The organism is Phytopseudomonas flavescens (assembly GCF_900100535.1).
GTDB classification, from domain to species: domain Bacteria; phylum Pseudomonadota; class Gammaproteobacteria; order Pseudomonadales; family Pseudomonadaceae; genus Aquipseudomonas; species Aquipseudomonas flavescens.
The window spans coordinates 16230-42661 of sequence record NZ_FNDG01000021.1 but is presented as its reverse complement, the minus strand read 5'-3'; the positions used below and the strand labels follow the sequence as shown (position 1 = coordinate 42661).

The following is a 26432-nucleotide window of genomic DNA, read 5'->3' as shown; positions in this document are numbered from 1 at the left end:
CACTCACATATGAAATCGAACTGCTCGCTTTTCCCGGCGCTCCTGGAGCGTTAGTCTGCTTCTCATCACACCGCTCACGGGCAGCGCCCGTGCTGCTCGCGGCAAGCCCCCCGGCCCGCGAATTCACAGGAGAATCCCATGACTTCATTACGCAACGGCCCAGACGCCACCGGCCTGTTCGGCGCGTTCGGCGGTCAGTACGTCGCCGAGACGCTGATGCCGCTGATCCACGACCTGGCCGCCGAGTACGACAAGGCCAAGGAAGATCCCGAGTTCGCCAAGCAGCTGGCCTATTTCCAGCGCGACTACGTCGGCCGCCCGAGCCCGCTGTACTACGCCGAGCGCCTGACCGAGCACTGCGGCGGCGCGAAGATCTACCTCAAGCGCGAAGAGCTCAATCACACCGGCGCCCACAAGATCAACAACTGCATCGGCCAGATCCTCCTGGCCAAGCGCATGGGCAAGCAGCGCATCATCGCCGAGACCGGCGCCGGCATGCATGGCGTGGCCACCGCCACCGTGGCTGCGCGCTTCGGCCTGCAGTGCGTGATCTACATGGGCACCACCGACATCGACCGCCAGCAGGCCAACGTCTTCCGCATGAAGCTGCTCGGCGCCGAAGTGATTCCGGTCACCGCCGGCACCGGCACCCTGAAGGATGCGATGAACGAAGCCCTGCGCGACTGGGTGACCAACGTCGACAGCACCTTCTACATCATCGGCACCGTGGCCGGCCCACACCCTTACCCGGCGATGGTGCGCGACTTCCAGGCCGTCATCGGCAAGGAAACCCGTGACCAGTTGCAAGCCCAGGAAGGCCGCCTGCCGGACAGCCTGGTCGCCTGCATCGGTGGCGGCTCCAACGCCATGGGCCTGTTCCACCCCTTCCTCGATGACCAGTCGGTACAGATCATCGGCGTCGAAGCGGCCGGCCATGGTGTGGAAACCGGCAAGCACGCCGCCAGCCTGAATGGCGGCGTACCCGGCGTGCTGCATGGCAACCGCACCTTCCTGCTGCAGGACGACGATGGTCAGATCATCGACGCCCACTCGATTTCCGCAGGCCTCGACTATCCGGGTATCGGCCCGGAACACGCCTGGTTGTTCGACATCGGCCGCGTCGAGTACACCTCGATCACCGACAAGGAGGCGCTTGCCGCCTTCCACCAGTGCTGCCGCCTGGAGGGCATCATCCCGGCCCTGGAGTCGTCCCACGCCCTGGCTGAAGTATTCAAACGCGCGCCAACGCTGCCCAAGGATCACCTGATGGTGGTCAACCTCTCGGGCCGCGGCGACAAAGACATGCAGACCGTCATGCACCACTTCGACGAACAGGAAGAACACATATGAGCTCGGAAAACTCCCGCCTGCAGACGCGCTTCGCCGAGCTGAAACAACAGAACCGAGCCGCCCTGGTGACCTTCGTTACCGCCGGCGACCCGAACTACGATGCTTCCCTGGCGATTCTCAAGGGCTTGCCGAAAGCCGGCGCCGACGTGATAGAGCTGGGCATGCCGTTCACCGATCCGATGGCCGACGGCCCGGCAATCCAGCTCGCCAACATCCGCGCCCTGGAAGCCAGGCAGAACCTGGCCAAGACCCTGCAGATGGTTCGTCAATTCCGCGAAACCGAACAGGCCACGCCGCTGGTGCTGATGGGCTACTTCAACCCGATCCACAAGTACGGCGTTGAGCGCTTCATCGCCGATGCCAAGGAAGCCGGCGTCGATGGCCTGATCGTGGTCGATCTGCCACCGGAACATAACGCTGACCTGTGCGACCCGGCCCAGGCTGCAGGTATCGATTTCATTCGACTGACCACTCCGACCACCGACGACAGGCGCCTGCCCACCGTACTCAACGGCAGCTCGGGTTTCGTCTACTACGTCTCCGTGGCCGGCGTCACCGGTGCGGGTTCGGCGACCCTGGAGCACGTGCAGGAAGCGGTCACCCGCCTGCGCCGCCACACCGACCTGCCGATCAGCATCGGCTTCGGCATCCGCACCCCGGAACACGCGGCGACCATCGCCCGTCTGGCCGACGGCGTGGTGGTCGGCTCGGCACTGATCGACCAGATCGCCAAGGCCGACGACGACCAGCAGGCCATCGACGGTGTGCTCGATCTGTGCAGCCAACTGGCCGAAGGGGTACGCGGCGCACGCCGCTGACAACTGCCGGACAGGACGAGGCCGGCAATCGCCGGCCTCGTCTTCGCGTGCATCACCGCGCCAACCTCAAGGCCCGCGCGTCGGCCCGGCCGTTCAGGCTGCCGTGTCGAGCAGGTTACCGGTACTCGGCTGATAGCCGCTGAAGTTCTGGTACTGCTTGAGAACGGCCTGGACCAGCTGGTTGTAGGCGTCGCTACTGCTACTGCTACTGCTACTGATAGCGCTGGCGCTGCTGGTGCTGCTGTCGTCGCTGCTCATGGCGAACTGCGGCGGTGGAGGTGGAGGCGCTGCGCTGGCCTGCAGGGCGCCGCTCAACTCGTCGCTGTTGATCGAGCCATCGCCGTCGCTGTCGAGCAGGGCGAACAGGTCACTGCTACCGTCCACGCCGGCGGCACTGGCGGCGCTGGACAGTTCGTCACTGCTGACCACACCGTCACCATTGGTGTCGAGGGCACTGAGCAACTCGTCTGCATCGCTGGAGGAAGAGCCCGAGGGCGGCGGCGGTGGCGGCATCTGCCCAGCACCACCGGCGGCCATGGCGTCGCCCAGTTCGTCGAGACCGATACTGCCGTCGCTGTTGGCGTCGAGCATGCTCAACAGCGAGTCGACGTCGTAGGTGTCCTGGCTGTCGTCACTGTCGCTGCTGGCCGAAGACAGTGACACTTTCAACTCGCTGCTGCTGATACTGCCGCTGGAATCGCTATCCAGCTGGCTGAACAGCGCCTTGAGCGGATTGTCCTCGCTGGACGATGTCTTGCTGCTGCTCGTCAGCGATCTCAATGCATTGAGACCGCTGGAGTAGCTGGAATAGCTGCTACCCACACCGCTGATGCTCATGGTATGCCCCCTGAAATTGGCTGGCCGGAAACCGAGTTTCCCGGTTCATGCAGCCTCTCGGGATGGTGTGTCGAGACGATGCCGGCTTTGTATCGAGGTGCTTACACAGGCGCCCGGTAGAGAATCATCTCGGCGGTCAGTCCGCCGCCCGGCGTCTCGTACAGGGTCAGTGGCGCCCCCAACTGGCGCGCGGCCCCACGGACGATGGACAGGCCGAGGCCGACGCCGCCGGAGTTGCGGTTGCGCGACGACTCGAGGCGAAAATACGGCTCGAACACCCGCTCGCGCAGTTCCGCCGGGATGCCCGGCCCGTTGTCGATGACGCGCACCACCACACGTGCGCCTTCATCGCACAGCTGGATGCATGCCTCGCCCGCATAGCGCAGGGCGTTATCCAACAGGTTGCTCAGGCAGCTACGCAAGGCCAGCGGTGCAATGTCGATGGGCGCGCACTGGCCCTCGACGCGCACCGCATCGCCTCGCTCCTGCGCATCCTCGGCCATGGCCTCCACCAGCGCCTGCAGGTCGAGACGCTGCGCGGCTTCACGAGCGCTTTCCTGATGCAGGTAACCGAGGGTGGAATCCAGCAAGGTCATCATCTCGGCAAGATCCTGGGAGAACTTGTCGCGCAGCGGCCCCGGCTCGATATCCTCGACGCGCAGTTTCAACCGCGCGACCGGTGTGCGCAGGTCGTGGGACACGGCCACCAGCATGCGCCCACGCTGCTGCAGCTGTTCGCGAATGCGCCCGTGCATGCGATTGAAGGCGGCAGCGGCCTGGCGTGCCTCGAGCGGCCCGGTTTCCGCCATCAGGGGGCTGTCGAGATCCTCGCTGAGCTGACGGGCGGCATCACCGAGGCGGCTGACCGGGCGCGCCAGCAGACGGGCTCCCAACCAGGCGGCACTGATAAGCGCCAGCAGCTGGAAGACAAAGGGCGCACCGAGAAATGGCGGCAGCCAGGAATCATGGGGCGGCGGCCCGGGAGGCAGTTCACCGGTCAGGTCCATGGGCGGCGGTGGCGGCGGGTGGCCGTACTGGCTGAACCAGGCGAAGGCCAGGACGTGAGCCAAGACGATGGTGGCGAGAAACACCACGAAGAGCCGGGCGAACAGCGTATCGAAGCGGCGCATCAGTGCACCTGCCGCGCATCGAGCAGATAGCCGGCGCCCCTCACCGTCTTGATCAGGCGCGGTGCGCGCGGATCGTCGCCGAGTTTCTGGCGCAGCCGCGAGACCAGCAGATCGATGCTGCGATCGAAGGCCTCGATGGAGCGCCCCCGCGCCGCGTCGAGCAGCTGTTCGCGGCTGAGCACGCGCCGCGGCCGTTGCAGAAAGGCCAGCAGCAGGCGGAATTCGGCGTTGGACAGCGGCACCAGCAGGCCGTCAGGACTCTGCAACTGCCGCAGGTTGGCGTCCAGCTGCCAGCCATCGAAACGGCTCGGGCCGGCGCGCTCGGCGGCCCCACTGTCGCCAACATCGCGCACCCGGCGCAGGATGGACTGGATGCGTGCGACCAGCTCCCGGGGTTCGAAGGGTTTGGCCATGTAGTCATCGGCCCCCAGCTCCAGGCCGATCACCCGATCCGCCGGTTCACAGCGCGCGGTGAGCATGAGGATCGGGATGTTCGACTCGCGGCGCAACCCGCGGCACAGGGCCAGCCCGTCTTCGCCGGGCAGCATCAGGTCGAGCACCACGATGTCGTAGTCATCGGCCTGCAAGGCCTCCCGCATCGCCTTGCCCTCACCGACGCCACGGCTGCTGATGCCATAGCGCGCCAGGTAGTCGACGAGCAGTTCGCGGATATCCAGATCGTCATCGACGATCAGGGCGTGCACCGCCTGCCGGCACACCGGCGGATCGGGCTGTAGCGGATCGGTATGCGGCATGATGTCGAGGCTGGGCACACCAGGAAATGGTCGCAGAGGACACGATCCTAGGGGCTGTTGGCGCTCCAGCGCAAGCCACGCTGCCCGGGGAGTATCGCCCGCCAGGCAGCACAAACGCTTGTCGTCATACGGGAGTCACCGCCTTGCCCGTGGTGAACACGCCGTCGAGGTTGGCCAGGAACAGGTCGGCCATGGCCTGGCGGGTCTCGTGGGTGCCGCTGCCGATATGCGGCGTGAGCACCACGTTATCCAGGGCCAAAAGCGGCGCCGGCACCCTGGGCTCGTCGGCAAACACGTCGAGCGCGGCGCCGGCGATGGTGCCGTTCTGCAGCGCCTCGACCAGCGCAGGCTCATCCACTACCGAGCCGCGGGCAATGTTGACCAGGTAACCGTTCGGACCCAGTGCCTTGAGCTGTTCGGCGCCGATCAGCTTGTCGGTGGAACTGCCGCCCGGCACCACCAGCACGGCGTAGTCGGCGGCCTCGAGCAGCCCCTCGAGGGTTTCGTGATAGGTGTAGTCGACGTCATCGCGGCGCCGGCGGTTGTGATAGACGACGGTCATGCCAAAGGCCTCCACCCGGCGTGCGATGGCACGCCCGATATTGCCCATGCCGACGATGCCACACACCTTGCCGCCGATGCTGCCGGTGAGCGCAAAGCGATCCTTGTGCCACGCGCCGCTGCGCACGAAGCGATCCGCCTGGCAGATACGGCGGCCCAGGGCGAGCATGATCGACACGGCAGTATCGGCCACGCAATTGTCCAGTACACCCGGCGTATTGGTGACCGTTACCCCACGCTGCTTCGCGGTTTCGACGGCAATCGAGTCATATCCCACGCCAAAACTGACGATGGCCTTGAGGTTCGGCAGGGCCTCGATCAAGCCGGCCTCTGCACCAAACACTCCGCTGGTCGCGATGCCGTCGATACGCTGAGCATGCTCGCGAACCCAGCCATCGGCGTCCGCCAGCTGCCAGTAGCGGTGAATGTCACAACGCTCGGCGATTCGCTCGACCAGGCTGGGCAGCAGCGGGCCGATCATCAGCAGTTGTGGCCGCGTGTTTGAAGCAGTCATCGGCATTTCCTCCAGACGTACAGGGCGTGTTGATCGAGCCCGTGATGCAACGGTTGAGTACCTGCATTTCGCGACCCTGCCGGCATTACCGGATGGATCAATTCAACTAAGTTGTATTACGACATGGCCATGATGGCAATGACAGAAAGACCATTCATCACCAAACATATTTAGCAACATGTCCATTTTTATAAATTAAACAACTGATAATTAAGGAATAAAAAATACATAGCACTATCGGTCACTGCCCACCAGCCATTTTCCGAGCTATTGAATTCAATCAAGTTGTGTGATGTCGTAATACTTGGCTAGTGTCATTCCAACAACAATAATCGGAGGCCCACGCATGGCCCGCACTGATGTCATCGACAAGACCGCTGCGAGCGGTTCCGGCTCTACCGTTGGCAAACTGGTCAGGATGCTCGGCCCCGGCATCATCGCCGTCCTCTCCTGGCTAGGCGCCGGCGACCTGATCACCTCCTCGGTGGCAGGTGCCAACTACGGCTACGCCATGATGTGGGTGCTGGCAGTCTCCCTGCTCCTGCGCTTTCTCATCGTCAACATCATGGCGCGCTTCCAGCTGTGCAATAACCAGGGCATGAGCATTCTCGGCGGCTATGCACAGCTGCACCCGAGCTTCGCCTGGTTCATGTTCGGCTACGCCCTGTTGATGGGCCACCTGACCAATGCCTACATGCTCAAGGGCGCCGGCGAGGCACTGGCCACACTGATCGGCTGGAATGCACCGTTGCTGTGCTCGCTCGCCGTCGCCATCGCAGTATGGCTGCTGGTCGGTCGCAGCATCTACGCACTGATCGAGGGTGTGATGAAGGGCCTGCTGTGCCTGATGACACTGGCCTTCATTGCGCTGGCGATCATGTCGGGCCCGGACTGGGGCGGCATCGCCGCCGGCACCATCGGTTTCAGCATTCCCCCGGACGAGGGCGTCCACGGCGCCCTGATCGTCGCCGTCTCGGTGATCGGCGCGGTAGCCGGCTCCATCGCCAACTTCGTGCTGCCCTACGTGATGAAGGAAAAAGGCTGGACGGGGCCGGAGCACAAGCGCATCCAGCGCAACGATCTGCTGTTCGCGGTCTGCGTAGGCATCATCATCAACCTGGCGATCTGGGTGGTGGGTGCGGAAATCCTGCGTCCGAACGGCCTGCAGGTCGAGACGTTGGCCGACCTGGGCGCGGCCTTGCAGATGTTCTTCGGACCGACCGGCTGGTACCTGTTCTTCGTCGGTGCGTTCGCCACGTTGTTCGCCAGCGTCGCCGGCAAGACAACCGCATTCCCGATGCTGATCACCGATGCCCTGCACCACATCGTGCCCAAGCGTCGCGAGAAATATGGCAGCACGTTCCACAAAGACCCGCTGCACAAGTGGTTCCTGCTGTTCGTACTGATTACCCCGCTCGTCTGGTCGTTGCCGGGCATGCCGGACTTCGTGACCCTGACCATTGCGGTCAATGCCTTGAACATCGTCGGCCTGCCAGTGATCTCCCTGGGCCTGCTGATCATGTCCAACCAGAAGAAGCTGCTCGGCAAGTATTGCAACAACTGGTTCGAGAACGTCGCGCTCGGCGCTGCCACCATCCTGGCAGTCTGGGTGGCCATCCAGCTGGGTATGCAACTGCTGGCCTGATACAGGACTCCCTGGCAACTTGCCTTGAATGAAGCCAAGGCCCTGCAACGCGGCCAAGTCACCTCCACCATTGCCGAACGTGGACGTGCTTGAGCCGCGTTTTTTTACTCGGCCTGCTGTTCGAAACGGCCTCAGTAGCCGACGGTGAAGCGCTGACGCGAGTGCCTGGGCCTCTCCAGTTCATCGACCAGCGCGATGGCGAAGTCTTCCATGGAGATCGAGCTGTTGCCTTGTGCATCGACCAGCAGGCTGTCCTTGCCGATACGGAATTTGCCTGTGCGCTGACCGGGCTCGAAGAGCGCCGACGGCGACAGGAAGGTCCAGTCGAGCTCTTTCTCGCCACGCAGCACCTCGAGGAAACCACGCCCGGCAGCCGCTTCCTCCTTGTACGCCACTGGAAATTCCGCGGTGTCGATCAGCGCGACACCCGGCGCCACGTAAAGGCTTCCAGCACCGCCAACGACGAGCAGACGCGCCACGCCGGCGGCCTTGACCACCTCGATCAGCGCGGCAGCGTCGCTGCCGATGAACCGGGTGGCACTGATGACCGCTTCATGGCCGTTGAGCAACGGCAGCAGACGCGCGCCATCGGCCACGTCGGCACTGGCCAGGCTCAGCCCAGCCTGCGTGGGCACCCCACTGACATCGCGGGCGATGCCGGTGACCTGATGGCCACGCTGCAACAGTTCATGACACAGACGCGAACCTGCGCGTCCGCTGGCACCGAGTACGACGACCTTCATGGAATTCTCCGAATGTGACGAGTGGTGGATGATCGGCGCGCAGCCCGCCACGGATTGCGCGGTGTCCACAGCGAGCGGGCCTATGCGGTGGCAAGCACCGCCGGTGGGTGAGTCACGAGCTTACTCGCTGCAAAACTCACGAAAAGCCGCATAATTGCCCCAACTCAGTTGCATGAATCGAGCGAATCATGGACAGACTCACGGCGACCCGCGTTTTCGTCGAGGTGGTGGACCGCGGCAGCCAGACCGCCGCCGCCGACCACCTGGACCTCTCCCGGGCCATGGTGTCGCGCTACCTGGCCGCGCTGGAGGGTTGGGTCGGCGCGCGCCTGCTGCACCGCACCACGCGCAAGTTGAGCCTGACCCAGGTGGGCAACGAACTGTTGCCTCACTGCCGGGAGATGCTGCACACCGCAGAGATGATGCGTGCCACCGGCATCAAGGCCACCGACGGCCCCAGCGGCAACCTGCGCATCGCCAGCAGCCAGTCCTTCGCCCAGGCCTGGTTGAGCCCGATACTGGTGCAATACCTGGCGCGCTATCCCAACACCTCCGTCGAACTGCTGGTCAACAGCCACGCGGTGAATCTGGTGGAGGAGCGCATCGACCTCGCACTGCGCATCACCAACCAGCTGGAACCCAATCAGGTCGCTCGCCACCTGGGCACCTGCCATTCGGTGGTGTGCGCGACACCCGCTTATCTGGCACGCGCCGGGACGCCGCTCCTGCCGCGGGATTTGAGCGCTCACAACTGCCTGACCTACAGCTATTTCGGGCGCAGCGTCTGGCGCTTCGAGCAGGCCGACGCCGGGCAGGACGCGGTGGTGGAAGGCAATTTCAGCAGCAACGATACCGGCGTGCTGCTGGAGGCTGCCCTCAACGATGGCGGCATCTGCATGCAACCGCTCTACGCCACCGCAGCCATGCTCGAAGACGGCCGCCTGGTGCGCCTGCTGCCGGACTGGCAGCCGCAGGCGCTGGGTATTCACGCCATCTATGCTTCACGCCGGCAAATGCTGCCGGCACTGCGCGCCCTGCTCGACTTCATCGCCGAGCGGCTGAGGGCCGATCCGCGCTGGCAGGCGCTCTAGCTGATCTGTCTCAACAGCCGGGCGGCTGCAGCGGGTTAAGCTGTGCGCACGATTCGCCGAATCCGGATTGTCCGCTCCATTTCGAGGCCCGTCATGAACAGTACCCAAGCATCGCCCCACGCCTTTCATCCACCATGGGGGCTGTTGCTGGCCCTGCTCGCCGGCATCGCGATTTTACTGTTACCGGCCCAGGCCGACCTGCCCGTGGCCGGCCAGCGCATGCTGGCGATCCTCGCCTTCGCGGTGATCCTGTGGATCAGCGAATCGGTGAGCTACGAGGTCAGTGCCATCATGATCCTCGCACTGATGGCCTTTCTGCTCGGCAGCGCGCCGAGCCTCGCCGACCCCGGCAAGCTGATCGGCACCAAGGATGCCCTGACCATGGGCCTGGCCGGCTTCGCCAACTCGGCCCTGGCGCTGGTGGCCTCGGCCCTGTTCATCGCCGCGGCCATGACCCATACCGGGCTGGACAAGCGCATCGCCCTGCTCACCCTGTCGCGGGTCGGCGCCAGCACCCACCGCGTGCTGCTCGGCGCCATCGTGGTCACCATCCTGCTCAGCTTCATCGTGCCCAGCGCGACCGCGCGGGTGGCGTGCGTGGTGCCGATCATGATGGGCGTGATCGCTGCCTTCGGCGTCGACAAGCGCTCGGCCTTCGCCGGCGGCATCATGATCCTGGTGGCCCAGGCCACCAGCATCTGGAACGTCGGCATCCAGACCTCCGCCGCGCAGAACCTGCTCAGCGTCGGCTTCATGCAGCGCCTGCTGGGCGAGTCGGTGAGTTGGATGGACTGGCTGATCGCCGGGGCACCGTGGAGCCTGGCGATGTCGGCGATCCTCTACTGGGTGATCCTGCGGGTCATGCCACCGGAGACCGAGCGCATCGAGGGTGGCAAGGAAACTGTGCGCAAGGCGCTGGCCGAACTCGGCCCGATGACCGGCTGCGAGCGCCGCCTGCTGATCACCTCCCTGACGCTGCTGGCCTTCTGGGCCACCGAAGGCAAGCTGCACAGCTTCGACACCGCCTCGACCACCCTGGTCGGCCTGGCCGTGCTGATGCTGCCGGGCATCGGCGTGATGGGCTGGAAGGATGCCCAGGCGCGCATTCCCTGGGGCACGGTGATCGTCTTCGGGGTCGGCATCAGCCTGGGCACCGCGGTGCTGTCCACGGGTGCCGGCACCTGGCTGGCCAAGCTGATGGTCACCCACCTGGGCATGGAGGGCATGTCGCCGTTCTGGGTATTCGCCGTGCTCGGCCTGTTCCTGGTCCTCATCCACATCGGTTTCGCCAGCGCCACGGCGCTGACCTCGGCCATGCTGCCTATCATGATCGCCTTGCTGATGCAGCTCGGCGGCGAGGTCAACGCACTGGGCATCAGCATGCTGCTGGGTTTCGTGATGAGCTTCGGTTTCCTGCTGCCGATCAACGCCCCGCAGAACATGGTGTGCATCGCCACCGAGACCTTCACCTCACGGCAATTCCTGCGCACCGGCCTGTGGCTGACGCTGGTCGGTTACCTGCTGATGCTGGTGTTCGCCGCTACCTGGTGGCGCTGGCTGGGTTGGATCTGAAGTCAGTGGTGTGAGTAAAGCCTGGGTAAATATAGGCTTACAAAGGAGTTTTCTCCGGGCGATGGTGCCTAATCTTGAGCTAACCATTGCCCCACACGAGGATGCACCATGCCAACCAGAACCCCGTCCGCCCTCGCCTTCGCCCTGTTCGCCAGCCTGGCTGCCGGCCTTGCCCAGGCCGCTCCCGGCGGCGAACCGCGCCAGGAGCAGCCTGGCCATCAGCAGCCCGGCGGCAAGCCGCAACAGCAGAAGCAACAGCAGCAGCCACAAGCGCAGAACGGCCAACCGGGTGCCCGCCAGGGCAGCGCTGCAGGTCCAGCAGCGGCAGGCAGGCAAGCCCATGGCCAGCCGCCCCAGGATTTCACCCCGGTGCGCCAAGCGTTTCAACAACGACGTGACCAGATCGGCCGTGGCCCGGCGGTTCCCCCCGACGTACGCATCGTCAAGGGCAAGCCGCTGCCCCCCGGTTATGGCAAGCGCCTGGATGACCGCGCGCTGCGCGGGCTGCCGCACTACCAGGGCTACGAGTGGCGCCGGGTAGGCAGCGATGTGGTCTTGGTGACCCTGGCCACAGGCATCGTGCACGCCATCCTCAGTGGCGTGCTCGACTGATCCCCTGTCCCCCTGGAATTCGAAGGACGACCGCAGGGCAGCGCCGAGACTTAGGTACTGCCAGCGGCGCTCCTACCAGCCCACCCGGCCCCTGACACGGGGCTCCCCGAGCGGCCTGTCGCCGAGCATCGGCAGCCCCCTCGACGAGCACCTCGCGGGGCGCGTGGGCAACGGCCGAACTTCCTGAAGAATGTGCCGCGATCCCCGGTAGGAGGCGCGCCCCGCGTCGAATGAGTGGGTCACGCTCTTTTCATCCACCTTGTGACCGCAGAACGGGCCGAGCGGGCTAGCGTCAGTCAATCAGCACGGGTCGCCAGCGGCTATTGCGCCGCCTGCAGTTGCCTCTGCGACGCGCGCTGCTGCTTGTAGGCCAGAGCAGCGGGCGCCACCGGCGTGACCTTGCCGGTTTCCACCCACTTGCGCAGGCGGCTGGCATCGGCCATGTGGGTGTACTTGCCAAAGGCATCGAGCACCACGAAGGCCACCGGCTTGCCGCCCATGGTGGTGCGCATCACCAGGCAATGACCGGCACGGTTGGTGAAGCCGGTCTTGGTCAGTTGCACGTCCCAGCCGGCCTTGCGCGTCAGCGCATTGGTGTTGCGGAAACCCAGGGTGTAATTGGGCTTGTGGAAAGCCACGGTTTTTTCCGGGGTCGAACTGAGTTCACCGATCATCGGGTAGCTGCGCGTCGCCTTGAGCAGCTTCACCAGGTCGTTGGCGCTGGAGACGTTGTGCTCGGACAGGCCGGTCGGCTCGACGTAGCGGGTCTGGGTCATGCCCAGGGCACGGGCCTTGGCATTCATGGCCGCGACGAAGGCCGTCACGCCGCCCGGGTAATGATGCGCCAGGCTGGAGGCGGCGCGGTTCTCCGACGACATCAGGGTCAGCAGGAGCATTTCGCGGCGGCTGATCTCACTGCCGATGCGCACCCGGGAATACACCCCGCGCATGTCTGACACGTCACGGATGATCACCGGCAATTGCTGGTTGAGCGGCAGCTTGGCGTCCAGGGTGACCATGGCGGTCATCAACTTGGTCACCGAAGCGATCGGCACCACCATGTCGGGATTGCTGGAGTACAGCACCTTGTTGGTGTTCAGGTCGACCAACAGGGCGCTGCCGGAGGCGAGTTCCTGTCTGGCAGGAGCGGCTTCGCCCTGCAGGGGGGCGATGACGAACAGGCAAGCCAGGGCGAGGCTGGCAAAGGGGCGACGAATATTCACGATGGCATTCACTGGGCAAGAGATGGCTGAAAAGGCGCTCCCTGCCGGTGATAGAACATCATCCGTGACCCCACTCAAAAATAAATAGGGTTTGAAAAACAGCTGATTGCGTATGCAATTGAAGGTGCGATGTTAGCACCCGTCAAGCCGGGTTCCCATTCTCCGATAAATGGATCAGGTAGCGATAGTGCGCCGACGGCCGAGGCGATTCAGCCACAGCGAAGCGAGGATGATCGCGCCGCCCAGCGCCAAGCGCGGAATATCCGCATCACGATTCCAGATCAGCAGGTTCACCACCAAACCAGCAGGCACATGCAGTTCGTTCATTACCGCCAGGGTGCCGGCATCCACCTTGACGCTACCCTTGACCCACCAGAACAGCCCCAGTGCCGTGGCGAACAGCCCCATCCACAGCAGGATGCCCCACTGCAACGCAGTATGCGGCAGCTTGTGCGGATCGCCGAAGAGCAGGAACGACGGCAGTACCAGCACCATCGCGCCCAGGAAGAAGTGGCCGAAGAAGCGGTGCAGCGGCTGCTCGGTGGGGTAGCGCATCAGCAACTGGCGACACAGCACCTGTCCGGCCGCGAAGGTGAGGTTGGCCAGTTGCAGGAGCAGGAAACCGATCAGGTACTCGCCTTCCAGACGCTCGAAACGGATCACCACGCCCCCCCCCACGGCAACCAGCGCGGCAATCAGCGCCCAGGGGTTGAAACGACGTGCCAGCATATCGTCGAGCAGGGTCACGTAGATCGGCGTGAGTACGGTGAACAGCAGCACCTCGGGCACCGTGAGCACCTGGAAACTGCGATACAGGCACAGGTAGGTGACCCCGAACTGCAGCGCACCGGCCAGCCAGAAGCCGGCCAACAGGCGCTGCGGCAGCCCGCGCCAGAGGGTGAACGGCAGGAACACCAGCGCCGCCACCGCCACCCGCGCCAGCACGGCGAAATCGCTGTCCACCCGGCCCGCCAGGTATTCGCCGATCAAACTGAAGGAAAACGCCCAGAGGACGGTGACGGCGAGCAGGTAAGGCATGGCGCGGGCTCTTGGAAAATCAGCCGCGGATCATACCGCGCCGCAAGCCCCACGTCAGAGCTCGAAGGGCAGCAGCCTGCCATCCGCCAGCACGGAAAGATCCAGCGGCCGCAGCGCGCCCATCCACATGCCGCGGTCGCGGTGGTCGAGCAGATCGTTGCCGGTGATCGGATGGATGAAGATCACCAAAGCGCCACGATTGAGCATCAGCCAGGGAATCACCTCACCGAACAGTTCGGCACCAAAGGCCAGCTGGCAGCTCCAGTCAGGATGCGGCCCGACCGCCTGCTGATGCATACGCCCCATTTTCAAGGCAAAGCGTGCCGCCGCCGACTCGCACAACGCTCGCGCCCGCTCGAGGCTACTGGCGTCGAAATACACATGGGCGTGATAGCTGTGGATACGAACATCGGTCATATGGCGATTCCCCGAGTATCGATAGGGCCCTGCAGTGGCGGTAGCGTCTCGCGCAGCAGTTCGTCTCGCAGCCAGTCGACGAAGTTCTGCACCAGGCGCACCCGCCGCTTGCGCTCGGGCAGCACCACGTAATAACCGAACTCGGAGGTTACCGTTCGCCCGTCGACGCGGCTGAGCAACCCCTGGGCAAGCAGCTCGTCGACCAGATGCCGCCAGCCGATGGCGACACCCTGGCCGGCGATGGCGGCCTGGATCAACAGGGTGTAGTTATCGAAGCGCAGGCTCCCGAGGCTGGGTGTTTCGGCAAGCCCTAGGGCGCGGAAAAGGCTGCTCCAGTCGAACCAGCGCGAGCGGCTTTCCGGGCGCAGGTGCAGCAGCGGCAGACGCGCCAGCATCTGATTGGCGGAGGCGCCCTGGCCGCCGAGCAAGTGCGGGCTGCACACCGCGAACACTTCTTCCTTGAATAGCAGGTGCGCCTGACCGTGCTTCAGGCGCCCGTCGCCAAAGGAAATGGCAACGTCGATTTCCGCCGGCAGGCTGGTCATGTCGCGTGCGCTGGTGACCAGGCTGACATCGACCTCAGGGTAAAGCTGGTGAAAGCGCTGCAGCCGTGGCATCAGCCAGTAGGCCGCGAAGGCGAAATCGGTGGCCACCTGCAGCACCTCGTGCTGGTGCCGTCCGACCACCGCCTCCAGGCCGGCATCCAGTGTGGCGAGGCCCTCCTGCACCGGGCCAAGCAGGGTCTCCCCGGCTTCGGTCAGCACGATGCCCCGGTGCACACGGTCGAACAGGCGGGTCGCCAGTTGGTGTTCCAGGCGCTTGATCTGTTGGCTGATCGCCGGCTGACTGCTGCCAAGCTCGGCAGCCGCAGCGGTGAAGCTCAGGTGGCGTGCCGCCGACTCGAATACCCGCAACACGTCCAGAGAGACGCCCTCACGCGTGCCAAGCATAAGCCCTGCTTATCCTAGTCATGTTCTTCATCCGGGTTTACCCGTGCCTGCATAGGCTGGATGATCGAATCAGCACTTTCGCATAAAACAAAGATATGGAACACACCAACGCCATGAAACGCCCTAACATCCTTTTCATCATGGCCGATCAGATGGCAGCGCCACTGTTGCCGCTGCACGACCCGGCCTCGCCGATCAAGGTGCCCAACCTGCAGCGTCTGGCCGCCGAGGGCGTGTTGTTCGATTCCGCCTACTGCAACAGCCCGTTGTGCGCACCCTCGCGCTTTACCCTGGTCAGCGGCCAGTTGCCCAGCCAGATCGGCGCCTACGACAACGCCGCCGATTTTCCCGCCGACATCCCCACCTATGCCCACTACCTGCGCCGCCTCGGCTACCGCACGGCGCTGTCCGGCAAGATGCACTTCTGTGGCCCCGATCAACTGCACGGTTATGAGGAACGCCTGACCAGCGACATCTACCCCGCCGACTACGGCTGGGCCGTGAATTGGGACGAGCCCGAGGTGCGCGCCAGCTGGTATCACAATATGTCGTCGGTGCTGCAGGCCGGCCCTTGCGTGCGCACCAACCAGCTCGATTTCGACGAAGAGGTGGTGTTCAAGGCTCAGCAATACCTCTACGACCACGTGCGGGGGACGCCGGACCAACCGTTCTGCCTGACCGTGTCCATGACCCACCCGCACGACCCGTACACCATTCCCAAGGAATACTGGGATCGCTATAGCGATGACGACATCCCCCTGCCCCGCCAGGTGATCGATCAGGCCGAACAGGATCCGCATTCCCAGCGCCTGCTCAAGGTCATCGACCTGTGGGACAAGCCGCTGCCCGAGCACAAGATCCGCGATGCGCGGCGTGCCTACTTCGGCGCCTGCAGCTACATCGACGACAACATCGGCAAACTGCTGAAGACCCTCAAGGACTGCAAACTGGCCGACGACACCATCATCGTGTTCTCCGGCGACCACGGCGATATGCTGGGCGACCGCGGCCTCTGGTACAAGATGCACTGGTTCGAGATGGCCGCCCGGGTACCGCTGCTGGTCCACGCCCCGGCGCGCTTCGCGGCGCACCGGGTGAGCCAGTCGGTGTCCACCGTCGACCTGCTGCCGACCCTGGTGGAGCTGGCGGGCGGCCAGGTTGAACCAGGCCTGGCGCTCGACGGCCGCTCGCTGCTGCCGCACCTGCAGGGCACCGGCGGGCATGACGACGTGTTCGGCGAGTACATGGCCGAAGGCACCACCAGCCCGCTGATGATGATTCGCCGCGGCGAGTGGAAATTCATCTACTCCGAAGAGGACCCATTGCTGCTGTTCAACGTGGCGAACGATCCGCAGGAGCGCGAGAACCTGGCCCGGTCGCCGGCCCATCGCGCACAGCTCGACTCCTTCCTCGAGGAAGCGCGCAACCGCTGGGACATGCCCGCCATCCACCGGGCGACCCTGGCCAGCCAGCGGCGGCGGCGCCTGGTCGCCGAAGCCCTTACCCAAGGCACGCTGAAAAGCTGGGACCACCAGCCGATGGTCGACGCCAGCGAGCAGTACATGCGCAACCACATCGACCTCGACGACCTGGAGCGCCGCGCTCGCTTCCCCCAACCGTGACGCAGGGCCCTGGGTGACCCAACCGAAAACCGCGGCAACCCGGCCCGCTCGACCGCGTCGCATGCGACTGCATATCAGGAAATAGACATGAAGACATTCAAGAAGGCAGTCACTGGCAGCCTGTTCATGGCCGCCACCTTCGCCTCCCAGGCCTACGCCGAGGACGCCAGCTGTGCCACGGTGAAACTCGGCGATCCGGGCTGGAGCGACATCGCCGTAACCAACGGCATCGCCAGCCTGGTACTCGAAGGGCTGGGGTACAAGGTGCAGACCCAGACCCTCGGCGTGCCGATCATCTTCGCCGGCCTGCAAAAGGGTCAGGTCGACGTGTTCCTCGGCAACTGGATGCCCGCGCAGCAGGCCAACTACGACAAGTTCGTCGCCAACGGCAAGGTCGACAAGGTCGCCGAAAACCTCAGCGGCACCGAGTACACCCTGGCCGTGCCGACCTACGCCTATGACGTCGGGGTGAAAACCTTCGCCGACCTGGAAAAGCACGCCGACCAGTTCGGCCGCAAGATCTACGGCATCGCCTCCGGCGCACCGGCCAACGAGTCGATCAAGCAAATCATCGCCGCCAACGAATTCGGCCTCAAGGACTGGACCCTGGTCGAGTCCAGCGAACAGGCCATGCTGGTACAGGTCGGCCGCGCGGTGCGACGTGACGAGTTCGTCGCCTTCCTGGGCTGGACACCGCACCCGATGAACGTGCAGTACGACATGCAGTACCTCAAGGGCGGCGAGAAGTACTTTGGCGAGAGCGGCAGCGTCAACACCCTGGCCCGCAAGGGTTACACGGCGCAGTGCCCGAACGTGGGCAAACTGCTGAGCAACCTGACGTTCACCCAGGAGATGGAGAACGCCATCATGGACAAGGTGCTGAGCAAACAGGCCAGCAACGACCAAGCGGTGAAGGACTGGCTCAAGGCCAACGCCGAGGTGATCGACGGCTGGCTGCAGGGCGTCACCACCCGCGATGGCGGCGATGCGGTTGCGGCGGTGAAGGCCAGGCTGTAGGACAGTTAAAAGGCGTAAGCAGCCTGTCGGGTGGACGACGCTTTATCCGTCCACCGCTCTGCAATCCTGGACAAAAAGAGCGTTGTCCACCCTAGATCCCTGTAGGAGCGGGCCACGCCCGCGATTTCGCGCGCATGGCGCGCTCCCACGTGCCGCGCATGCACCGACAAAGCAATACAGGCCTTGCCCTCGAACACTCCTGGGAATCATGGCGAACACCTCTGTTACCCTGCTCGCCACCTGATCATCCGCCGCCGAGCGACCCCATGCGCTTACCCAGCCGTTACAGCCTGTTCCCGTTCCTGCTCTGGTGGCCGGGTGTCACCCGGCGCACCCTGGGGACGGACTTGCTGGTCGGCCTGAGCGGGGCCATTCTGGCCTTGCCGCAATCGATCGCCTACGCGCTGATCGCCGGGCTGCCCGCCGAGTACGGGCTGTACGCGGCCATCGTGCCGGTGATCATCGCCTGCCTGTGGGGCTCGTCGTGGCACCTGATCGGCGGGCCGACGGCGGCCATCTCCATCGTCCTGTTCACCAGCGTCAGCCCCATGGCCAGGCCGGGCAGCGACGAATTCGTCGCCCTGGTGCTGGTACTGACCTTTCTCGCCGGGCTGTTCCAGTGGCTGCTGGGGCTGTTGCGTTTCGGCAACCTGGTCAACTTCGTCTCGCCCTCGGTGGTGCTTGGCTTCACCCTGGGCGCCGCCGTGGTGATCGCGCTCGGCCAACTACCCAACCTGCTGGGCCTGCAGGTCGACAGCCAGCGCACTGCCGTGGCGACGCTGCTCAACCTCTTCCAGCACCTCGACCAGGCCGACTGGCACGCCGTGCTGGTGGCAATCTTCACCCTGACGGTGTGCCTGCTGTGTCGGCGCCTGTGGCCGCGCTTGCCGGCGCTGCTGATCGGCGTGGTCGCCGGCAGCCTGCTGGTCGCTGCCCTGCCGGGGTTCTTCGCCAGCATCACCCGGGTCGATGCCTTCGCAGGCAAACTGCCGCCGCTCACCACCTTGCACGTCGAGGTCAACAGCCTGCTGCAATTGCTGCCCGCCGCCATCGCCTGCGGCATGCTAGGCCTGGTCACCAGCTTGTCCATCGCCCGCTCCCTGGCGGGCAAATCCCAGCAGGTGCTGGACGCCAATCAGGAAGTGCGTGCCCAGGGCCTGTCCAACCTGATCGGCCCCTGGTTCTCGGGCTCGCTGTCGGCCGGCTCCTTCACCCGCTCGGCGCTGAACCTGCAGGCAGGCGCCACTTCCCCCCTGGCCGGTGTGTTTTCCGCCGTGCTGGTGGCGGCCTTCGCCCTGTTCTGTTCCCCGCTGATCGCCCATATCGCCCTGCCCAGCATGGCCGCGGCCATCCTGCTGATCTGCTGGGGCCTGGTGGATACTGCCGGCGTCCGCGCCCTGTTGCGGGTCAGCCGCGCGGAGTTCGTGGTGATGCTGCTGACCCTGCTGGCCACCCTGCTGCTGGATCTGCAGACAGCGATCTACGCTGGCGTGCTGGCCTCGCTGTTCTTCTACCTAAAACGCACCTCTCAGCCGCGCTTCAAGTACACCCGCGACGGCGACGACGAAATGCTGCGCCTGGAAGGCTCGATCTTCTTCGGTGCCTGCCATTACGTACAACAGGTGCTGCAACTCAGCCGCGGCGAGCGGGTGGTGGTCGACGCTCGGCATATCAACTTCATCGATTACGCCGGGGTGGAGATGCTGCACCTGGAAGCCCGCCGCCTGCAGGCCCAGAACCGCCAGCTGGTGCTGCGCCACGCCCGCCCCCACGTGATCGAGGAAATCCACAAGCTCGAAGGTACCACCTGCCCCGTGCAGTTCGAAGATTGAGTCCGTAGCCTGGCGTTGAACGCAGCGATACCCAGGAACCACTGTCGCCCAGGCGTCGCTACGCTCGAACCGGGCGACGAAAATAACGCCATACCAGCAGCAACGCCGCCAGCCCCAGGGCCCCGGCACAGATGAACAGACCGTCATAGCCCAACGCCTTGGCCAGCACGCCGCTGGCGGCACCGACGAAGCCGCCGAGAAGGATCTGCGTCGAGGCCTGCAGGGTGAAATCGGCGCCCTCGTGGCCGGCGCGGCACTGGCGCATCATGGCGGCGAACAGCGCCACGGTGGACAGCCCATCCGCGGCCTGCTCGAACAGCGTCAGTCCATACACCAGCGCCAGGTCGCCGCCTCGGGTGGCCAGCAGCGCCAGGGCCGCGATACCCATTGCCTGCAACACGCCGAACAGCAGCAGTGCGCGCAGCACGCCCAGCCGCGCATAGAGCAGACCGCCCAGCAGCGCGCCGCCGATGCCGACCAGGCTGCTGGCCAGGGTCAGTTGCCCCAGCTCGGCGTTGCCCCAGCCCTGGTCCACCAGCATCGGCTTGATCATCGGCGAGCCCAGGGCGTCGCCGAGCTTGAAGGTCAGCACCACCACCAGCCACAGACCCATGCCCGGCAGCGCCAGCAGTCCCCGGTAATGGCGCAGCAGCAGGCCAGGGCCCCAGGATTCGGCCAGGGCGGGCGCTGGCGATAGGTGACGGGCCTCGACGAAGCGCCCGATCGGCACCAGCATCAGCCCCACCAGGAAGGCCAGCGCCAGCAGCGACAGGTGCCAGCCGGCACGGTCGATCACCAGCAACAGGCCGCTGCCACTGACGATCATCCCCACTTTGTAGCCGCCGACCTGCAGGCTGTTGCCCAGGCCACGCCAGCGTTCCGGGAGCAGCCGCACGGTCAGGCCATCGGTGGCGATATCCTGAGTCGCCGCCGCCAGGTTGATCAGCGCCAGCAGGCCCAGCAGCAGCGGCAGGTGGGCGCCGAACAAGGCCGTGGGCGAGAGCATCGCCAGCACCAGGAGCATCAGCAACACGCCACCCTGCAGCGGCAGGATCCAGCCGCGGTGGTGGCCCAGACGCGGCCATGTCAAACGGTCCACCCAGGGCGCCCACAGCGCCTTGAGCAACCAGGGCAGCGCCAGCAGCTTGAGCAGACCGATCAGCGCCAGGTCCACGCCGTGCTGGCGCAACAGCACCGGCAGGGCGTGGGCGATCAGCCCGGAAGGCAGGCCCTGGGCGCAATACAGCGAAGCCAGCAGAACCAGCGTGGCGGTGGCCGGGCGGCGCGAATCGAAAGGCGTGTGCGACATGCGCGAGTCCGCGGACGATGGGCGTTGTAGCATAACCCAGCGGCACGCCCCCGCAGTGCCGGCCACCAACCGGTAACAACTCGATACCGCACGCTGGCGATGCGCACGAACCCGGCCGCCTCCCTTCGGTCTATTGGCTTATCGCCCCTACGCCAGACGCCCGCACACCACGGGCACGGTGTCCCGTTCCCGCCCCTCTCCCCCGGAGTGCCATGGCCAGATCACTTATCCACACCCTGCGCCGCCGCTGGTTCAGCCTGGGCCTGCTGCTATGCCTGGTGGTCGGCCTGCCGGTCGGCTGCGCCAAACTCGAAGAAAAGGAACGCGAACTGGTGTTCCGTATCGAGCCCGGCACCGCCAGCTGGTTCAGCGGCCTGCCCGCTGGCGTCCAGGACATGACCCTGAGCGTTCCCGCATTCGGCGATAGCCAGAACATCCATGCCTGGTGGTGGCCGGCTTCCCGGGCCGATGCACCGACGCTGCTGTACCTACATGGCTCGCGCTGGAACCTGACTGGCCAGCTGTTCCGTATCGAACAATTGCACGCCATGGGCTTCTCGGTGCTGGCCATCGACTACCGGGGCTTCGGGGAAAGCCTCGGCGAGCTACCCTCCGAGCGCACCCTCTACGAAGACGCCGAGATCGCCTGGCAGCGCCTCACCGAACTGCAACCCGACCCGGCCAAACGCTTCGTGTACGGCCACTCCCTGGGCGGCGCCGTGGCGGTCAATCTGGTCGATTCCCTGGGCAAGGAGCGTCATGCCCCGCCCCTGGCCGGCCTGATCATCGAGTCGACCTTCACCAACCTGGCCGATGCCGCCACCGAGGTGGCCAGCGAGTACACCTCGCTGCCGGTACGCTGGCTGCTGTCGCAGAAATTCGACTCCCTGAGCAAGATCGGCGACATCAAGGTGCCGGTGCTGATCGCCCACGGCACTGGCGATCGTTACGTTCCCGCCCGGTTCAGCGAGCGCCTCTACCAGGCTGCCAGCGAACCCAAGCGCTTGCTGCTGATCGACGGCGGCAACCACAACAACAGCCTGCGCACCGGCAGCCGCCAGTATCGCGAGGCGATCCGCACACTGTTCACGCCCAAGGTGGTAGGCCGTGGCTGACGGGCTCGCCACCGACCCGGGTACACCGCGATGCGGCCTGTCGATTACACTGCCGGGCAAGCGACGCAGTGAGCGGGCGGCGAGCGGCCACAGGACATCATCGAAAAGAAGGGGCACGCCATTGATCGATAGCCAATTACAGCGCCTGCTGCCCTTCAGCCGAAGGCGCGGGTCGTCCGGTGGCCCTTCACGATGCTGACTATGTATGTGTTCGCCGTCCAGTTCATCGTCGGCATCGTCAGCACCTGCATCGTGGTGCCCTATCCCCACTCCGTGGCACCGGCCACCAAGAACATCGACCACCCTTCCAGACCCTGGCGTATCTTCTACCGCGTCATGACCCTGTTCATGTGCAACCTGTTTTCCTGGTTGCTCACTGCCGTGCTGCTGGCGGTGCTCTTCGGGGAAGTCGATCACCGTGGCTTGTCGGATATCTGGCGCGCCACACTGCTGGCGTTGATGCCAGTGCCGTTACTCATCGTGCTTTACTGGCTGTTCGCCAAAGCGGTTCGCAAGAAGGCCAGGGACATGAGCAATGCGCACACCTAGGGGCTGGCCAGCGCCATGGCCAGCCATTGCCAGGGCGTACTCTTGGTCACCATGATCCAGACGATCACGAACATCCCCAGAAAGCCCAGCACGCCCATCCAGAACCAGGCCCGGTACAACCTGCGATAGTGTGCATCCAGCGTTTCGCCCTGCTCGGCGGCGCTGGCCGCCAGGCGCTGCAGGCGATGCTGCAGCACCAGCACCGGCAACCACAGCGCGCCCACGCAAACGAAGATGACCACCGAGCTCAGCAGCCAGTCGCTGGTCAGTGGCAGCCCCGCCACCCGGGTCATGGCGTAGCCGGTGAGCACTTGCAGCACGCCGGCCGGGGTGGTGATCCAGGTATCGAAGCGCACCACCATTCTCACCACCTGGGCGATCACCCGTGCATCCCCGGTGCGGCTGGCGGCGATCATGTACAAGTAAGAGCCCATGCCGAATCCGAACAGGAATACCGCGGCGATCACGTGCAGGTACTTGAGCAGCAAATAATCCATCATCAGGCCGCTGACGGAGAAAAGTGGACCGCCAACTGTACGTTGTCCGGTTCGCCGATAGCCGCCAGGTACTCGGCGACGGTGATTTCCCCGACGCAGGGCCGCGCACCTGGAGCAGCAGTGTAGCCGCTGGTGACCTTGGCCATCAGGGCGACCGCCGCACAGCTGGGAATTTCCGGCCCCTTGTCGTGGCAAGCGGTGAGCTGGGCGGTCATGCTCAGGGGCCGGCCCTGGGGATCGACGCCGTGCACATCGATGTACAGGGCGCTCTTGCCATCACCGAAACGCTCGAACCAGAGGCCCCAGCGGTGCAGGCGACGAGCCCAGGGCAACGGATCCTTGACCAGGCCGCTCTTCACCGCGAGGGCCAGCGCCGCGTTGGCCAGACCGCCGAGCTTGAGTCCCAGACCGGCCTTGAACGACAGCGTATGGGCACCGTAGCGCTGGGCGAAGATGTCCATGTCCGGCACGTCCACGTTGGCTAGCAGACGCGTCCCCAACTGGGGCATGCGCCGCAGCGTCAACCCCTGCCAGCCGATCACCGGATGGACCCGGCCGTCCCTGAGCTGGCGAATGGGCCGACCGGCATAGGCCAGCACGCCCTCCACCGTGGACAGGCCCGGCATCTTCGCCGACGAGGAGATACCATGCTCGATCACCTCGATACGGGCGAAGCGCGCGCGGTGCGCATCGATGATCGCCGACGACAGGCTCGGCACCGAGCTGCAGCCACTGAGCAGCGTCACCCCCGCGGCCCGGGCCTGCTCATCCAGGGCGCCGATGCCATTGACGAAGGTGCGGCAGTCGGCCAGGTCGCAATAGTGGCAGCGCGCCTTGATGCACGCCCTGGCGACGGCATAAGGCTGCCCCTGGAAAGGCCCGCCGGTATGGATCACCCAGTCGATGCCGCGCTCCACCAGTACCGCCGCGAAGCCGGCAGCCATGACATCGCCGCACCAGCTTTCGCAGGGCGAGGTCGCTTGCGCCTGCAACAGCGCGCGCTGTACCGACAGCTTGCCTGCATCACGGCCTGCGATGACCATCACCACGCCTGGCATCAGGCTCAGGTGGCGAGCGATGATGCTGCCGAAGTTGCCATAGGCGCCAATCACCATGATCCGCTGTGTCATCGCGTCATCCTTATCGCCAGTCGTTGAGCGTGGGCCGGCAAGAGCTTCACCGATCGGGCAGAACGAAGCAAGCCAGCGCTGGTACGCTAGCGCACCGCTGCCAGCGAGGCAGACTGGCCGTAAAATCGATCCCGAGCCATGAACGGTATTGCCATGCACGTCATCGATCACGAGCCACACTGCTGGTTTCTGCTGGACGATCACGCCCGGCTGTTTCTCGACGTCAACTGCCACCACAGCTTCTTCAGTTGCAGCGTGCTGGTGCGCCTGGATGCCGAGGAACTCGCCGACTACCAACGCTGCGGCCGCAGCTACCTGCATCGCCTGGCCGAGCGCATTCACTACAGCGCGCCGATCCTGACTGCCAGCACCTCGCCCTACAAGGCCCGAAACCTGTCTTCGGCGTATCACTTGGCGGTCAGACAGGCCATCGCGGACTGGGCTGCGCAGACGTGAGCGCCGAGCTGCCAGCCCCTGCCCTGGTAGAGCACCTGGCGGGTAGCGGGCTGAATGTATCGACTTATTTACCTTTGCTTTACCTCCAGCCTGGTAACGCCTGTGGCACTCGTGATGTCGAACGCTGCGTCTTCAACAGAGTGAGGTTTGACATGCTTAAAGCTGTACGTGCCCTGATAGTGGTTGCGGCAATTGCCGCACTTTCCGGATGTTGGCTGTTCATGCCGCCAGGTGGCGGTCATGGGGGTGGCCCCGGTGGTGGTGGTGGCCATGGCGGACCGGGCGGCGGCGGTGGCCCTGGCGGCGGACCGGGCTTCTCGGAACCCCGCCGCTGATAAAAACAGGCCACGTCACCGACGTGCGACGTGGCCCCTGCCCCTTCCCGACGCAGCTCGGCAGCGACGGCAAGCAGTCCCTCGCGTCAAGGAGCATGGGATGCCGAGCGCAAACGACTTGCTCGCATCGCCCTTCACGAAACGCAGTTCTACGCTGGACTTGTCCTGCAGCACACGTTTGGCATCCAGATACTCGTCCTCGGCCACATCCCCGGCACCGGCCGATGGGCGCATCATGCCGATATTGACCGACACCCGCGCGCAAGGATCGTCGCCCTTCGCGACATGGGGGGTGTACCACCTGGCCATTGGCACCGAGCACCTTCTGACGGGTCACGCTGTCGGCCCCGCCACCAGAGCTCCGGTCCAATAGCGCTTGCCTGCCGCCGGCATGGCACCTGGGGCGGATACCCATGCAGTGGTGAAGATAAGCAGGGATGCCGCTGTAGGCTCATGCAAAGTGACAGACTCTTGGTTGCAGTGCTGAGTGGATTTCTCGTTCGCCCCAGGCTGCGAGGAAGCCGCTGAAGGCCGTGTTCGCGACGAATGGGTACCCTGTGTGCCAGGAAAAAGAACTGAGCCTGCAAGACCCGATAAAATGACCAAGATAAACAGCCAGGAAATCTCATGGCAGTCTTTATGATAGGGATGAACACCTATGGCTGTAGTCAAAGAAATCGTTCCAGCTGATGACCTTGAACACTCCAGCATCATGCTGGGCGGCGCCTCGGCAAAGCTGACGGATTGGCCAGTCAATCCTGATGGAGCCCCCCTAGTGCTGGTCGCCACCCTGGAGTGCGCTCCGCTCAGGCAGTTTCTCGAATACAACGCAATCCCCAGGGCAGGCGTGATGTATGTGTTTTCGACTTACAGCCGTTCTGGTTATTTTCTCGACAACCTCACCTACAGCGGCGACCCCGCGGAACTGGACGCAATCGTGAGTGGCTATACACTCGTGACCCTGGCAAATGCCGATTCGGACATCGTCAGCCCGAGTGAGCCGGTGCCGGCCAGGCGAGTAACGTTCAAAGATACAGAGGTAGAAGCGGGTACCTATCCGGTATTCTCCATGCTTACGGATACCCCACCCCATGGGATAGCGTTACCTTTGGCATTGCAAAAAGAATACGATTTCGTGATGCAGTTGTATTCGTCTGACTTCCCAGATCCCTTCACCGACCTGTTTTATTTGACGGATGCGGTTGGTTGCCTCCTTCTGAAAAAGGACGGCTCGGGGGATGGGCTCTTCTTTGTGCATACCGCATAACGTGCTGCGGAATATAACAAACCCGACCGAGTTCGTGCATCAGCATA

General features: G+C 64.6%; 25 protein-coding genes. 13 read left to right on the top strand and 12 right to left on the bottom strand.

From position 1 onward, the window contains the following. The first annotated feature begins 138 nt into the window (after nt 1-138). Nucleotides 139-1350, top strand: a complete 1212-nt coding sequence (gene trpB, locus BLR94_RS21915) for a tryptophan synthase subunit beta (RefSeq protein WP_084308032.1) — start codon at nt 139-141, stop codon at nt 1348-1350. Beyond that, nucleotides 1347-2168 (top strand): tryptophan synthase subunit alpha, encoded by an 822-nt coding sequence (gene trpA / locus BLR94_RS21910; protein WP_084308031.1) that lies wholly within the window; start codon nt 1347-1349, stop codon nt 2166-2168. The genes trpB and trpA overlap by 4 nt, the downstream gene beginning before the upstream one ends. A 93-nt stretch (nt 2169-2261) precedes the next feature. Here trpA and xopAW read toward each other — a convergent pair whose 3' ends face one another. The 4 genes from xopAW to BLR94_RS21890 all read right to left on the bottom strand — a co-directional run bounded on the left by xopAW (nt 2262) and on the right by BLR94_RS21890 (nt 5965). Further along, on the bottom strand, nt 2262-3005 hold the full coding sequence (gene xopAW, locus BLR94_RS21905) for a XopAW family type III secretion system calcium-binding effector (RefSeq protein WP_084308030.1): 744 nt from the start codon (nt 3003-3005) through the stop codon (nt 2262-2264). 101 nt (nt 3006-3106) lie between these two features. Beyond that, nucleotides 3107-4138 carry a sensor histidine kinase gene (locus BLR94_RS21900; RefSeq protein ID WP_090423758.1) on the bottom strand — a complete coding sequence of 344 codons (1032 nt, stop codon included), beginning with the start codon at nt 4136-4138 and terminating at the stop codon, nt 3107-3109. Further along, nucleotides 4135-4890 (bottom strand): response regulator, encoded by a 756-nt coding sequence (locus BLR94_RS21895; RefSeq protein WP_084308107.1) that lies wholly within the window; start codon nt 4888-4890, stop codon nt 4135-4137. The genes BLR94_RS21900 and BLR94_RS21895 overlap by 4 nt, the downstream gene beginning before the upstream one ends. Nucleotides 4891-5014: 124 nt before the next feature. Next, nucleotides 5015-5965 carry a 2-hydroxyacid dehydrogenase gene (locus tag BLR94_RS21890; protein ID WP_084308028.1) on the bottom strand — a complete coding sequence of 317 codons (951 nt, stop codon included), beginning with the start codon at nt 5963-5965 and terminating at the stop codon, nt 5015-5017. A 346-nt stretch (nt 5966-6311) separates the two neighbouring features. Between BLR94_RS21890 and BLR94_RS21885 the strand changes: the two genes are divergently transcribed. Continuing rightward, nucleotides 6312-7610 carry an Nramp family divalent metal transporter gene (locus BLR94_RS21885; RefSeq protein WP_084308027.1) on the top strand — a complete coding sequence of 433 codons (1299 nt, stop codon included), beginning with the start codon at nt 6312-6314 and terminating at the stop codon, nt 7608-7610. A gap of 131 nt (nt 7611-7741) precedes the next feature. Here BLR94_RS21885 and BLR94_RS21880 read toward each other — a convergent pair whose 3' ends face one another. Next, the gene (locus BLR94_RS21880) at nt 7742-8353 is read right to left on the bottom strand and encodes an NAD(P)-dependent oxidoreductase (protein ID WP_084308026.1); all 612 of its coding nucleotides are present in this window, start codon (nt 8351-8353) and stop codon (nt 7742-7744) included. 188 nt (nt 8354-8541) lie between these two features. Between BLR94_RS21880 and BLR94_RS21875 the strand changes: the two genes are divergently transcribed. The 3 genes from BLR94_RS21875 (at nt 8542) to BLR94_RS21865 (ending at nt 11628) form a co-directional block, all read left to right on the top strand. Beyond that, complete coding sequence (locus BLR94_RS21875) at nt 8542-9444, top strand: LysR family transcriptional regulator (protein ID WP_084308025.1); 903 nt, start codon at nt 8542-8544, stop codon at nt 9442-9444. Nucleotides 9445-9537: 93 nt separating this feature from the next. Continuing rightward, nucleotides 9538-11016 (top strand): DASS family sodium-coupled anion symporter, encoded by a 1479-nt coding sequence (locus tag BLR94_RS21870; RefSeq protein ID WP_084308024.1) that lies wholly within the window; start codon nt 9538-9540, stop codon nt 11014-11016. Between the two features lie 108 nt (nt 11017-11124). Further along, nucleotides 11125-11628, top strand: coding sequence for an anti-virulence regulator CigR family protein (locus tag BLR94_RS21865; RefSeq protein WP_084308023.1), 504 nt, complete (start codon nt 11125-11127; stop codon nt 11626-11628). Nucleotides 11629-11948: 320 nt separating this feature from the next. On the opposite strand, the gene pbpG is transcribed toward BLR94_RS21865, so the two are convergent. The 4 genes from pbpG to BLR94_RS21845 all read right to left on the bottom strand — a co-directional run bounded on the left by pbpG (nt 11949) and on the right by BLR94_RS21845 (nt 15256). Then, a complete protein-coding gene (gene pbpG / locus BLR94_RS21860) occupies nt 11949-12851 on the bottom strand; it encodes a D-alanyl-D-alanine endopeptidase (RefSeq protein ID WP_084308106.1) in 903 nt (300 codons plus the stop codon). Between the two features lie 174 nt (nt 12852-13025). Continuing rightward, complete coding sequence (locus BLR94_RS21855; RefSeq protein ID WP_084308022.1) at nt 13026-13889, bottom strand: carboxylate/amino acid/amine transporter; 864 nt, start codon at nt 13887-13889, stop codon at nt 13026-13028. A 54-nt stretch (nt 13890-13943) separates the two neighbouring features. After that, nucleotides 13944-14306 carry a DOPA 4,5-dioxygenase family protein gene (locus BLR94_RS21850; RefSeq protein ID WP_084308021.1) on the bottom strand — a complete coding sequence of 121 codons (363 nt, stop codon included), beginning with the start codon at nt 14304-14306 and terminating at the stop codon, nt 13944-13946. Then, on the bottom strand, nt 14303-15256 hold the full coding sequence (locus BLR94_RS21845; RefSeq protein WP_084308020.1) for a choline sulfate utilization transcriptional regulator: 954 nt from the start codon (nt 15254-15256) through the stop codon (nt 14303-14305). Before BLR94_RS21845 ends, BLR94_RS21850 begins: the two co-directional genes overlap by 4 nt. A 113-nt stretch (nt 15257-15369) precedes the next feature. Here BLR94_RS21845 and betC point away from each other — a divergent pair, with 113 nt between their 5' ends. From betC to BLR94_RS21830, 3 genes are all read left to right on the top strand, one after another. After that, complete coding sequence (gene betC / locus BLR94_RS21840) at nt 15370-16878, top strand: choline-sulfatase (RefSeq protein ID WP_084308105.1); 1509 nt, start codon at nt 15370-15372, stop codon at nt 16876-16878. Nucleotides 16879-17004: 126 nt separating this feature from the next. Beyond that, nucleotides 17005-17895 carry a choline ABC transporter substrate-binding protein gene (gene choX / locus BLR94_RS21835; RefSeq protein ID WP_244158248.1) on the top strand — a complete coding sequence of 297 codons (891 nt, stop codon included), beginning with the start codon at nt 17005-17007 and terminating at the stop codon, nt 17893-17895. 266 nt (nt 17896-18161) lie between these two features. Then, nucleotides 18162-19727, top strand: a complete 1566-nt coding sequence (locus BLR94_RS21830) for a SulP family inorganic anion transporter (RefSeq protein ID WP_084308018.1) — start codon at nt 18162-18164, stop codon at nt 19725-19727. 58 nt (nt 19728-19785) lie between these two features. On the opposite strand, the gene BLR94_RS21825 is transcribed toward BLR94_RS21830, so the two are convergent. Continuing rightward, entirely contained in the window at nt 19786-21036 is a 1251-nt protein-coding gene (locus tag BLR94_RS21825) for an MFS transporter (RefSeq protein ID WP_084308017.1), read from the bottom strand. A 212-nt stretch (nt 21037-21248) separates the two neighbouring features. Between BLR94_RS21825 and BLR94_RS21820 the strand changes: the two genes are divergently transcribed. Next, nucleotides 21249-22151 carry an alpha/beta hydrolase gene (locus tag BLR94_RS21820; RefSeq protein WP_084308016.1) on the top strand — a complete coding sequence of 301 codons (903 nt, stop codon included), beginning with the start codon at nt 21249-21251 and terminating at the stop codon, nt 22149-22151. Between the two features lie 192 nt (nt 22152-22343). Beyond that, a complete protein-coding gene (locus tag BLR94_RS21815; RefSeq protein ID WP_139207490.1) occupies nt 22344-22700 on the top strand; it encodes a hypothetical protein in 357 nt (118 codons plus the stop codon). Here BLR94_RS21815 and BLR94_RS21810 read toward each other — a convergent pair. Together BLR94_RS21810 and BLR94_RS21805 are read right to left on the bottom strand one after the other, a co-directional pair. Beyond that, on the bottom strand, nt 22697-23197 hold the full coding sequence (locus BLR94_RS21810) for a DUF2269 family protein (protein ID WP_084308014.1): 501 nt from the start codon (nt 23195-23197) through the stop codon (nt 22697-22699). The genes BLR94_RS21815 and BLR94_RS21810 overlap by 4 nt on opposite strands. A gap of 2 nt (nt 23198-23199) precedes the next feature. Continuing rightward, nucleotides 23200-24327 carry a saccharopine dehydrogenase NADP-binding domain-containing protein gene (locus tag BLR94_RS21805; protein ID WP_084308013.1) on the bottom strand — a complete coding sequence of 376 codons (1128 nt, stop codon included), beginning with the start codon at nt 24325-24327 and terminating at the stop codon, nt 23200-23202. Between the two features lie 138 nt (nt 24328-24465). On the opposite strand from BLR94_RS21805, the gene BLR94_RS21800 reads away from it, so the two are divergent. After that, complete coding sequence (locus BLR94_RS21800; RefSeq protein WP_084308012.1) at nt 24466-24783, top strand: hypothetical protein; 318 nt, start codon at nt 24466-24468, stop codon at nt 24781-24783. A gap of 993 nt (nt 24784-25776) precedes the next feature. Next, a complete protein-coding gene (locus BLR94_RS21785) occupies nt 25777-26385 on the top strand; it encodes a DUF1963 domain-containing protein (RefSeq protein ID WP_084308010.1) in 609 nt (202 codons plus the stop codon). Nucleotides 26386-26432: the final 47 nt, after the last annotated feature.